10 protein-coding genes are annotated in these 10,760 nt (G+C 62.9%); 7 read left to right on the forward strand and 3 right to left on the reverse strand.

Features of this window, described 5'->3' with window-relative positions; all coding sequences use genetic code 11:
• The coding region (gene sepH, locus TX78_RS06275; protein ID WP_044494709.1) for a septation protein SepH at positions 1-489 on the reverse strand (489 nt) is incomplete at its 3' end.
• A 269-nt stretch (positions 490-758) separates the two neighbouring features.
• Between sepH and TX78_RS06280 the strand changes: the two genes are divergently transcribed.
• Entirely contained in the window at positions 759-1,058 is a 300-nt protein-coding gene (locus TX78_RS06280; protein WP_044494711.1) for a DUF4193 domain-containing protein, read from the forward strand.
• Between the two features lie 88 nt (positions 1,059-1,146).
• On the opposite strand, the gene TX78_RS06285 is transcribed toward TX78_RS06280, so the two are convergent.
• Entirely contained in the window at positions 1,147-1,620 is a 474-nt protein-coding gene (locus TX78_RS06285; protein ID WP_044494712.1) for a DUF3093 domain-containing protein, read from the reverse strand.
• Positions 1,621-1,666: 46 nt separating this feature from the next.
• Between TX78_RS06285 and dut the strand changes: the two genes are divergently transcribed.
• The 6 genes from dut (at position 1,667) to dxs (ending at position 10,439) form a co-directional block, all read left to right on the forward strand.
• Entirely contained in the window at positions 1,667-2,140 is a 474-nt protein-coding gene (gene dut / locus TX78_RS06290) for a dUTP diphosphatase (protein WP_044494714.1), read from the forward strand.
• 31 nt (positions 2,141-2,171) lie between these two features.
• Positions 2,172-3,062, forward strand: coding sequence for a DUF3710 domain-containing protein (locus TX78_RS06295; RefSeq protein WP_049897561.1), 891 nt, complete (start codon positions 2,172-2,174; stop codon positions 3,060-3,062).
• A gap of 13 nt (positions 3,063-3,075) precedes the next feature.
• Positions 3,076-3,873, forward strand: a complete 798-nt coding sequence (locus TX78_RS06300) for a DUF3159 domain-containing protein (RefSeq protein ID WP_081652614.1) — start codon at positions 3,076-3,078, stop codon at positions 3,871-3,873.
• On the forward strand, positions 3,866-5,302 hold the full coding sequence (locus TX78_RS06305; RefSeq protein ID WP_044494715.1) for a class I SAM-dependent RNA methyltransferase: 1,437 nt from the start codon (positions 3,866-3,868) through the stop codon (positions 5,300-5,302). The genes TX78_RS06300 and TX78_RS06305 overlap by 8 nt, the downstream gene beginning before the upstream one ends.
• 152 nt (positions 5,303-5,454) lie before the next feature.
• Complete coding sequence (locus tag TX78_RS06310) at positions 5,455-8,286, forward strand: aconitate hydratase (RefSeq protein ID WP_044494716.1); 2,832 nt, start codon at positions 5,455-5,457, stop codon at positions 8,284-8,286.
• A 152-nt stretch (positions 8,287-8,438) separates the two neighbouring features.
• Positions 8,439-10,439, forward strand: a complete 2,001-nt coding sequence (dxs, locus tag TX78_RS06315) for a 1-deoxy-D-xylulose-5-phosphate synthase (protein WP_044494963.1) — start codon at positions 8,439-8,441, stop codon at positions 10,437-10,439.
• Here the strand turns inward: dxs and TX78_RS13725 are convergent.
• On the reverse strand, positions 10,436-10,760 hold a 325-nt coding region (locus TX78_RS13725), incomplete at its 5' end, for an ATP-binding protein (protein WP_456152313.1). The genes dxs and TX78_RS13725 overlap by 4 nt on opposite strands.

Below are 10,760 nucleotides of genomic sequence, written 5' to 3' on the forward strand. Positions count from 1 at the left end.
GCGCCACGCGTCCCAGCTGAGCGAACTCAGCGGGACATCCATCGCGCGCAGCCGGACCCGGACCATCGCTTCAAGGGTGGCTGGGGAGTCGCCGAAGGCCACCCGGTGATGCTCGGTGGTGGACGCTGCTGCTATGACGGTCTGCCTGGCGCGGGTGGCGATATAGGCGCGCTCGTCAGCTACCGGGCCTGCGTACCGAAGCACGTGGTCACGTGATTGTCCGGAGGCTTCTACGACCTGCTCAATGGTGGCACCGGCCCGCAGTCGAGCCTGTATCTCTCGGGGTGAGAGGGTCGGCTTCGGTGCTGCCGCGCCTGTGGCGGACTCGGATGCTGCAGTTCCGGAGGGGGATGCACCCGGAGTTCTTCCCACGGCAGCACGCAGCGCCTCATCAACGGGCAGGGCATAGTCAGCTCCAGCCTCGTCGGAGAGCATCAGCCGCGGGGGATCGTTCTCCTCATCCAGCCCCACGATCCGCAGATCCTGCATCCTTACGCGTCCTCCAGGTACGTGTGGGAAGTCCTATCCGGCAACTGTATCGCGCAGGGGAAGACTCAGTCCTGGGGGCCTCAACCCCACCTGGAAGGATGGGTCCTGCCGGCTTTGTTCGGGCGCAGTATTTCACCCTCAGCCGTAAAGTGCCGACGCGGATTTGTCCTATGGGGGCTGATACGACACAATCTGTGCGACCTGATAAGTCCTCAAGGGTCTGCGACCTGCGGGGATGAGCAAAATACTCATGATGTGGAGCACCAGCCATGGCTACCGACTACGATGCGCCGCGGAAGAACGACGACGACGTCAACGAGGACTCGATTGAGGAGCTGAAGAACCGCTCCAATAACCGCCAGTCGGCTGTTGTCGATGAGGATGAAGCCGAGGCCGCAGAGGGCTTTGAGCTGCCCGGCGCGGATCTTTCTGACGAAGAGCTGCAGGTTCGGGTCCTGCCGGCGCAGTCGGATGAGTTCACCTGTGCCTCCTGTTTCCTGGTGCGGCACCGGTCCCAGGTGGCACGCGAGGAGAACGGTCAGTTCTTCTGCACTGACTGTGAGGGCTGATCTTCTAAGGTTTCAGTTTCGCTAATACGCCAAGGGCGACCCTGCAGAGATGCCGGGTCGCCCTTGGCGTATTCAGTTCTAGTACCGGTCAGGCCAGCGAGACTCCAGCCGTGCGTACCGGCTCATCGGATTTTAGGGCTTCCAGAAGCGCTTCAGGCTGCCGGGTGGAGAACAGCCAATAGGGCGTAGCGTCCTCGGGGTCAGTGATTTCAGCGGTGATCACCGGATCGATCCAACCGCGGATGCACTGGTAGCTTCGCGCATCAAATCCAGGACCCAGCTGTTCCCGGGCGGCATCGCCGCGATGCCCCACCACGCGACCCAGATGTTGACGTTCAATACGCGCCCGACCGACACGCAGCCAGCCCTCGGTGACTTCGAGCCGCGGAGTGGTGATCACCAGCGCAAAGACGCACAGCGCAACGCCGATGACCAGGGCCAGAGTCCCGAAAGTCGCGTTGATCGGGAAGAATATAATGGAGATAGAAGCGCCGACAATGAGGGCGGATACCCACAACCACCAGGCGGGCCAGAGCTTCTCCGAATACAGCACGTCATTCATAGACCCATCGTCTCACGAGAGGCCAGTGGGCTAGGCCGGTAGACTCGTGAGCGTGAACACCATCGACGTGCCGATTCAGCTTCTGGACCCCGAACTTCCTTTGCCGCACTACGCCCATCCCGGTGATGCAGGCGCCGATTTAGTCAGTGCAGAGGACTTCACTCTTGAACCGGGCGAGCGACGTTTGGTCCCCACAGGCATCGCCGTGGCAATTCCCGAAGGCTGGGTGGGGCTCATTCACCCGCGCAGCGGCCTGGCCGTCAAGCACGGGATCACCATGGTGAACACTCCAGGCACGATCGACGCCGGGTACCGCGGGGAACTCCAGGTCTGTCTGCTCAACACGGACCGGCACACCGCGGTCAGCTTCTCCCGCGGTGACCGGATTGCTCAGCTGGTCCTGCAACAAGTCGCTCAGGCACAGTTCACTCCGGTGGATAAGCTCCAGGAGAGTGTGCGCGGTGCTGGAGGCTTCGGCTCCAGCGGTATCGCCTCTCCCGGGCTCACTCCCGCTCACTGACCACCCCACCCACACTCAAGTAAGGAGAGGCATGCTCTTCGGTAGAAAGAAGAAGAACGAGCCGAAAAAGCCAGCCACTATTCGTGAGGCTCTCGATCAGGAATCTGCCCCTGAGGTAGAAATCGAGGAGGCTGAGCTGGGGGATGAGCAGGGCGTCGTCGCTGGCGAGGAGACCGAGGTCCAGGACAGCACCGGTCACCAGAGCACCGCTGCTGAGCCGGCGGACCAGTCGGGACAGGCGGATGCCGAAGAGGCTCTCCGGGGCCCGCGTGATGCCGATGAGGTCGAATCCAAGAAGGGCTACTTGGACTTCGGTGCGCTGCTGGTGCCAGCGGGCAAGGACCAGAAGGTACGACTGGACATCGACCAGAAGACCAAGCGGGTGGTGTCACTGACCATTGCAGTGGGCGAAGCCAGCATCCAGCTGCAGGCATTCTCAGCGCCGAAGTCCGGAGGCATCTGGCAGGATGTGCGCCGTCAGATCGAAGAATCCGTGGTGAAGCAGCACGGTCGGGTCAAGGAGATCGATGGCCGTTTCGGTAAAGAACTCCATGCACGCGTTCCTACGGTGCTCAAGGACGGCCGCCAGGGCTGGCGGGCTGCCCGATTCATCGGTTTCGAGGGCAATCGTTGGTTCCTGCGCGGGGTGATCGGTGGTCGCGGTGCGATCGATCGCCAGGCATCAGCCGGCGTGGAGAAGCTGTTCTCCGAGATTCTGGTGGTCCGTGGAGATCAGCCTCTGCCTCCGCGCGAGCTGCTGCCGCTGCGTCCGCCGGCTGGGGCCAAGCGTGTGGTGGTGCCGCGCCAGGGCCAGCCCGCCACAGGACAGCCCGGCACTGGCCAGCCGAGTACAGGCCAGAGTCCCAACCGGAGCAACGGAGTGCCGAACGTCCAGCGCCCCGGATCACAGCCCGGCGCCTGAGGCTGGTGTCCCTATGACTGCCTCCCAGGAGAACGCAGCAACGCGTGAGACCGCCGGGCAGACTGATGCCGGGCAGACTGACGCCGCGCAGACTGAAACCGCGCAGGCCCAGGCTGCCCCGTCAGCCGCTGAGCAGTTTGGCGAGCAGATTTCGGCCTCCGCCGCGCAGAAGATGCAGACCCGAGATGACGGCTCCCTCGATGTCTTGGCTTCTGCAGGAGGATGGCGAGGACTGGCCGAAGCCTCTCTCCCCGCAGCAGCGTTCCTGACAGCATTCCTCGTGACCGAAGAGCTCAGCACGGCGTTGCTGTTGGCTCTAGGGATGGGGGTCTTGTTCACCGTGGTGCGGCTGGTCCAGCGCGGAAGTTTGCTGCAGTCCTTCTCCGGGCTAGTGGGGGTGGCGATATGCGCTGCCTTCGCGCAGGTCAGTGGTGAAGCTCGGGATTACTTCTTGCCAGGCTTTTTCATCAATATCGGCTATCTGCTGGTCTTCGCGGTTTCAGTGGCTATCCGCTGGCCACTGATGGGCGTGCTCTTCGGTTTTGTCCGTGGTGAAGGAACCAGTTGGCGCCGCGATGACCTGCGCCGCCGTCGTTACGCCCTAGCCACATGGATCATTGCAGCCGTGCTGGCTACTCGTCTGGCTGTTCAGCTGCCGATGTATTGGGCAGATGCGACCGGGGCTCTCGGCACCGCTCGAGTGGTGATGGGAGTGCCGCTGTATGCCCTGGGCCTGTGGCTTGGCTGGATGATCACCCGCCCCACCGAGCAGGAACAGCGCACCTCGGCGGTACAGGATCACGATGGCTGAAATCCTCACCCTTGAAGCTGGACCGATGTCCCATGGCGGGCACTGCATCGCGCGTCATGACGGGCGCGTGGTGTTCCTGCGTCATGCCATTCCCGGGGAGACTGTGCGGGCGGTGGTGACAGAAGGAGGCGACGGCGCTCGCTTCTGGCGTGCCGACGCTGTCGATATTCTCGCTACCTCAGATCATCGCCGCCGCCATCCGTGGAAGCAGGCCGATGCGCTGCGCGCCTACGATCGGGACCAGCTGCCGGTAGGCGGGGCCGAATACGGCCACATCAGCGATGCGCACCAGAGGCGGCTGAAGGCCCATGTCTTCCGCGACACGATGAACCGTATCGGCGGTATTTCAGTAGCAGACCTTGATGTGCCCGGACTCTGTGCCGACGGCGATGTCCGTGCCGAGAGCCTCAACGGGGCCGAATCCGGCGGGCTGCACTGGCGCAGCAGGGTGAGCTTTGCGGTCAAGGACGGGTCTTTGGCGATGAAACCGCATCGTTCCCATGATCTGATTGCGCTGCGCAGTATGCCGCTGGCGGTCGCTGCAGTATCGGACTCGGGGATCTTCGGATGGGACTTCTCCGGGGCCTCCTCGGTCGACGTGGTGGCGCCAGGGGGAGCGGGGCCGTTGACTTTGCTGGTTCGCAGCGATGACCCTGCTGAACGTGATGGCCTTGCTAACCGAATGGCTGCTCAGGCCAAAACTTCGCCGCAGGTTGGCAGCGTGGTGCTGATCAGCGCAGCGGAATCCCGCGAAGGCTCGCAACGCGGCCCACGTGGGCGCCGTCGTCATCAGCAGCTGCAGCCAGTGAAGGTCCAGTACAGCGTGGTGGCCGGGGAGCGGATGGTGACCGAACCGCTGCCGGTGGCATTCCATGACGACGCCGGAGCTGAACGCTCGCAGGTGACTCTGGCTCCTGAGGGCTTCTGGCAGATTCACCGACAGGCGCCGCAGGCGCTGGTGTCCGCAGTCGCAGATCTCACGCAGCTGTCTCAGGGCGGCACCATGGTCGACCTGTATGCCGGGGCGGGCCTCTTCTCGGCATGGGCAGCCGCAGTGGTGGGTCCCCAGGGGCAAGTACTTTCCGTAGAGGCAGCGCAGGCCAGCAGCGCTGCGGCCGAACAGCTCTTTGCCGGCACCGGCCGCGTGGAGGTGGTCTGCGCCCCAGCGGAACGGGTAGCTCCTCGGCTGCAACAGGCTGATCTGGTTCTGCTTGATCCGCCCCGCGCCGGAGCCGATGCCCGGGTGCTTCAGGGGATCAGCGACTCAGCACCGGGCGAGATTATCTACGTCTCCTGTGACCCGGCGTCCTTCGCCCGCGATGCTAAGCGTCTGCAGGAACTCGGCTGGGGTATCTCTGACCTGCGTCTCCTTGATATGTACCCCAATACTCACCATATGGAGTCAGTGGCGCTATTCCGCCACGGCTGAGATCGCTGGCCGCTGGGCGTGTCTGTTCTTACCGTCCGCCGTGGCTGAAGCTCAGGTGACCTGCCTTATGAGTAGGATGGTGGGCGGATAACAGGCACTCGGTCGCACCCAAGGCCCGAGGCCATGTCAGCGAAGACAGACAAGGAGTCCCCGTGAGTACTGTGGACAGCTTCGGAGCAAAAGGCGTTCTGAACGTCAACGGCGCCGATTACGAAATCTTCCGACTCAATACGGTGGAGGGCTACGAGACCCTTCCCTACAGCTTGAAGGTCCTGCTGGAGAACCTTCTGCGCACTGAGGACGGCGCCAACGTCACTGCCGAGCACATCAAGGCTCTGGGCGGCTGGGACGAGAACGCACATCCAGACACTGAAATTCAGTTCACCCCCGGCCGCGTGCTGATGCAGGACTTCACCGGTGTGCCCTGCGTGGTGGACTTGGCCACCATGCGCGAGGCAGTGGCGGAGCTGGGCGGCGACCCGAATAAGATCAACCCGCTGGCACCGGCAGAAATGGTCATCGACCACTCGGTGCAGATCGACTCCTTCGGTAACTCCGATGCGATCGAGCGCAATATGGACATCGAGTACCAGCGCAATGGTGAGCGCTACCAGTTCCTGCGGTGGGGCCAGACCGCGTTTGCAGACTTCAAGGTTGTTCCCCCGGGTATGGGCATCGTCCACCAGGTGAACATCGAGTCCCTGGCCCGGGTGGTCATGACCCGTGAGATCGACGGCGCGCTGCGCGCCTACCCAGACACCTGTGTGGGTACCGACTCCCACACCACCATGGAGAACGGCCTGGGCGTGCTGGGCTGGGGCGTGGGTGGCATTGAGGCTGAGGCTGCGATGCTGGGCCAGCCGATCTCCATGCTCATTCCGCGTGTGGTTGGCTTCAAGCTCACCGGCGAGATCCCCGCCGGCGCCACCGCCACCGATGTGGTGCTGACCATCACCCAGATGCTGCGCGAGCACGGCGTGGTCGGTAAGTTCGTGGAGTTCTACGGCGAAGGTGTCGCTTCGGTGCCGCTGGCCAACCGCGCTACCATCGGCAACATGAGCCCCGAATTCGGCTCTACCGCCGCGATGTTCCCGATTGACCAGGTCACCCTGGACTATCTGCGCCTGACCGGTCGTACCGAAGAGCAGCTTGCTCTGGTGGAGGCCTACGCCAAGGAGCAGGGCATGTGGCATGACCCCTCCCGGGTGCTGCGCTTCTCCGAGCAGCTGGAACTGGATCTCTCCACTGTGGTGCCCTCGATCTCCGGCCCCAAGCGCCCCCAGGACCGCATCGAACTCACCGATGCCAAGGAGCAGTTCCGCAAGGACATTCACAACTACGTCCAGGAGACTGAGGATGCTCTGGGCCTCAACGGCAAGGCCGATGAGGCATCCAAGGAATCCTTCCCCGGATCCGATGCGCCGGCACATACTCCGGGCGAGGAGCAGTCGGCAAAGGATCAGCCGCGTCCAATGAACGCAGGATCTGAGCCTGCCGCCGGGCGTCCCTCCAAGCCCGTGCACGTGAAGATGCCTGACGGTCGCGAGTTTGACCTGGACCACGGTGCAGTGTCGATCGCCTCCATCACCTCGTGCACCAACACCTCAAACCCGAACGTCATGCTGGCCGCCGGCGTGCTGGCACGTAACGCCGTGGAGAAGGGCCTGGTGCAGAAGCCCTGGGTCAAGACCTCCATCGCGCCTGGTTCCAAGGTGGTCACCGACTACTACGAGAAGTCCGGCCTGATTGAGTACCTCGAGAAGATCGGCTTCTTCGTGGTCGGCTACGGCTGCACCACCTGCATCGGCAACTCCGGCCCGCTGGAAGAGGAGATCTCCCAGACCGTCCAGGAGCAGGACCTGGCAGTGACCTCGGTGCTCTCGGGCAACCGTAACTTCGAAGGCCGCATCAACCCGGATGTGAAGATGAACTACCTGGCCTCCCCGCCGCTGGTAGTCGCCTATGCCCTGGCCGGGACCATGGACTTCGACTTCGAGAACGAGCCGCTGGGTCAGGACGCTGAGGGCAACGATGTCTTCCTGAAGGACATCTGGCCGGATCCGGTGGAGGTGCAGAAGATCATCGAGGAGTCCATCGACACGGAGATGTTCACCTCCAAGTACGCCACTGTCTTCGACGGCGACCACCGCTGGCAGTCCCTGGACACTCCTGAGGGTGCCACCTTCGCATGGGATGAGAACTCCACATACGTGCGCAAGGCCCCTTACTTCGACGGCATGAAGCTGGATCCGGAGCCGGTCACTGACATCGACGGCGCCCGCGTACTGCTGAAGCTGGGCGATTCAGTCACCACCGACCACATCTCCCCGGCGGGCTCCTTCAAGTCCGACACTCCGGCAGGCCGCTACCTGCTGGAGAACGGCGTGGAACGCAAGGACTTCAACTCCTACGGTTCCCGACGTGGCAACCACGAGGTCATGATCCGCGGAACCTTCGCCAACATCCGCATCAAGAACCAGCTGCTGGACGGCGTCGAGGGTGGTTTCACCCGCGACTTCACCCAGGAAGGTGCACCGCAGGCGTACGTCTATGACGCTGCGATGAACTACGCCGAAGAGGGCACTCCGCTGGTGGTTCTGGGCGGTAAGGAGTACGGCTCCGGATCCTCCCGTGACTGGGCAGCCAAGGGCACCCGTCTGCTGGGCGTGCGCGCTGTCATCGCTGAGTCCTTCGAGCGCATCCACCGTTCCAACCTCATCGGTATGGGCGTGCTGCCGCTGCAGTTCCCGGAGGGTGAGACCGCTGACACCCTGGGCCTGACCGGCTTCGAGGTGTTCAGCATTGAGGGCATCACCGCGCTCAATGACGGCCAGACCCCGAAGACCGTCAAGGTCACCGCCAAGCAGGAGAACGGCGAGGAGATCAGCTTCGACGCCGTGGTTCGCATCGACACCCCCGGTGAGGCCTCCTACTACCGCAACGGCGGAATCCTGCAGTACGTGCTGCGCTCACTGGTGAAGTAAGCCAGGCCTAGCCACCGCGTCCTATGCACAAAGCTGCCCCGGCCATCTGGCCGGGGCAGCTTTGTCTGTCTCTGATAGATGCCAGGGCCGTCAGCGATACTGGGCTCAGCAACTTCGGACCCGGGGGCACCCGCTAGTAGACTGGCCTAATGATGAGCATCCTTTCGACAGTCCAGCACCCCCAGGACCTGTCCAAGCTCACGGAGGAGCAGCTGGACCGGCTTGCCGAGGAGATCCGGCAGTTCCTCATCGCCAATGTCTCCGCCACCGGCGGACATCTCGGCCCTAATCTGGGTGTAGTTGAGCTGACGCTAGCCATTCATCGGGTCTTTGACTCACCCCGTGACTCGATCATCTTCGACACTGGGCACCAGTCCTACGTACACAAGCTTCTGACCGGACGGCAGGATTTCTCCACCTTGCGACAGCAGGGCGGACTCTCTGGCTACCCCGAACGCGCTGAATCGGTTCACGACATCGTAGAGTCCTCCCACGCTTCCAGCTCGCTCTCCTGGGCAGACGGGATCTCGCGAGCACGCCGACTCGGTGGTGAAAGTGACCGTTATGTCGTCCCGATCATCGGTGATGGCGCCCTCACCGGCGGCATGGCCTGGGAAGCCCTGAACAATATTGCGGCCGATAAGGACCGGCGAGTGGTGATCGTCGTTAATGACAACGGCCGCTCCTACGCTCCCACTGTGGGCGGTCTGGCCAATCAGCTTTCGAAACTGCGCCGCGGCGTACTGGATAAAGTCCGTACGCATCCGGTCTACGAATCTGTGATGGACGGGACCAAACAGCGACTTCAGCATGGTGGTTCTGTCTCGCAGATGGTCTACCGCAGTCTGCACGCGGCAAAGAAGGGCGCTAAAGACTTCTGGGCACCGCAGGGACTTTTTGAAGACCTGGGCATGAAGTACATCGGCCCCGTTGATGGCCACAGCCAGAAGGCGCTGGAAGAAGCGCTGACCGATGCCAAGAACTACGCCGGACCCGTCATCGTCCACGCGATGACAGAAAAGGGCCGAGGATACGCCCCGGCGCGTGCAGATGAAGCGGACCAGTTCCATGCCGTCGGTGTCATCGACCCTGAAACCGGGGAACCCGTAAGCCGGGGCGCCGCCCGGTCCTGGACAAGCGTCTTCGAAGAGGAGATCGCCGCTCTTGCCGATGAGCGCGAGGATATTGTTGCGCTCACCGGTGCCATGCTGATCCCAGTGGGGCTGCGGAAGTTCGCCCAGAAGTACCCCGAGCGAGTCTTCGACGTAGGAATCGCTGAACAGCATGCGGTGGCCTCCGCTGCGGGCTTAGCCTACGGGGGACTCCACCCGGTGGTCGCCGTCTATGCCACGTTCCTGAACCGCGCCTTCGATCAGCTCCTCATGGACGTTGCGCTGCATAAGGCCGGGGTGACTCTGGTGCTTGACCGGGCGGGTGTGACGGGTCCCGATGGCGCGAGTCATCACGGAATGTGGGATCTTTCCATGCTGCAGATCGTGCCTGGGATTCAGATCGCCGCCCCGCGCGATTCCACGCGACTGCGCGAAGAACTGCGTGAAGCGGTCTCCGTCAGTGACGCCCCCACGGTGGTGCGGTTCTCCAAGGGTTCGGTCAATGGAGAGATCGAGGCTCGTGAGCGTCTCTCCGACGGTGTGGACGTCCTGCATTCGACCGCTGAGCCCGGGGAAGACGGTGTCTACACCAACGACGTGATGATCGTCTCCGTGGGCACCATGGGAGAGCTGTCTCTGGATGTGGCCCGCCGATTGGAGGACCAGGGCATCTCGGCGACGGTAGTGGACCCCCGGTGGGTTCTTCCGGTGCCGGACTCAGTGGTCTCCCTGGCTGCGCGTCACAGGATCGTGGTCTGCGTGGAAGACGGCGTCAAAGCCGGAGGAGTCGGCTCCCGGATCCGGCAGACCATGCGGGAGGCCGGTGTGGACACCGCATTGAATGAAGTCGGACTCCCGGTGGAGTTCTTGTCTCACGGTTCACGGGACCAGGTTCTGCAGCGTGTGGGACTCACCTCGGCGCAGATCGCGCAGGATACTGTGGCGCAGGTGCTCGGGACCAAAGTGCCCTTCGCTCGCCGGCTGCCCGGAGAGAATATGCCCACCGGGGAAGTACCAGTTTTTAATCCGCGCCGTTCCTAGAACGTGCGCATACCCCGGACCGAAATGCTCCATTCGTGATCACCATGGGGGCCCGCCTCGACTGTGGCGCCGAAGGCATTGGCTCGTTCTTTCAAACCCTCCAACCCTGCTGTCAGGGCAGGACTGGTCTGGTGTCGTTCCCGGTCAACCGTGTTGATGACGGCGAGGTCCACATGGTCTCCCTCGATTGCCACTTTGAAGTGGCAGTGCGCCTGAGGGTTTTCTGACTGCCGGGCACCGTATTTGATGACATTGGTGCTGGCTTCTTGCAGCACACGGTAGAGCACAGTGTGAATACTGGGTGAGAGGCTCTGCGGATTG

The organism is Nesterenkonia massiliensis (assembly GCF_000455245.1).
GTDB lineage: Bacteria > Actinomycetota > Actinomycetes > Actinomycetales > Micrococcaceae > Nesterenkonia > Nesterenkonia rhizosphaerae.

Bases quoted from the DNA above. Each gene is read 5' to 3' on its own strand.
- TX78_RS06300 (WP_081652614.1), top strand. From the start codon at position 3,076: ATGACTGCCTCCCAGGAGAACGCAGCAACGCGTGAGACCGCCGGGCAG.
- TX78_RS06280 (WP_044494711.1), top strand. From the start codon at position 759: ATGGCTACCGACTACGATGCGCCGCGGAAGAACGACGACGACGTCAAC.
- TX78_RS06295 (WP_049897561.1), top strand. From the start codon at position 2,172: ATGCTCTTCGGTAGAAAGAAGAAGAACGAGCCGAAAAAGCCAGCCACT.
- TX78_RS06305 (WP_044494715.1), top strand. From the start codon at position 3,866: ATGGCTGAAATCCTCACCCTTGAAGCTGGACCGATGTCCCATGGCGGG.
- TX78_RS06285 (WP_044494712.1), bottom strand. From the start codon at position 1,620: ATGAATGACGTGCTGTATTCGGAGAAGCTCTGGCCCGCCTGGTGGTTG.
- dxs (WP_044494963.1), top strand. From the start codon at position 8,439: ATGAGCATCCTTTCGACAGTCCAGCACCCCCAGGACCTGTCCAAGCTC.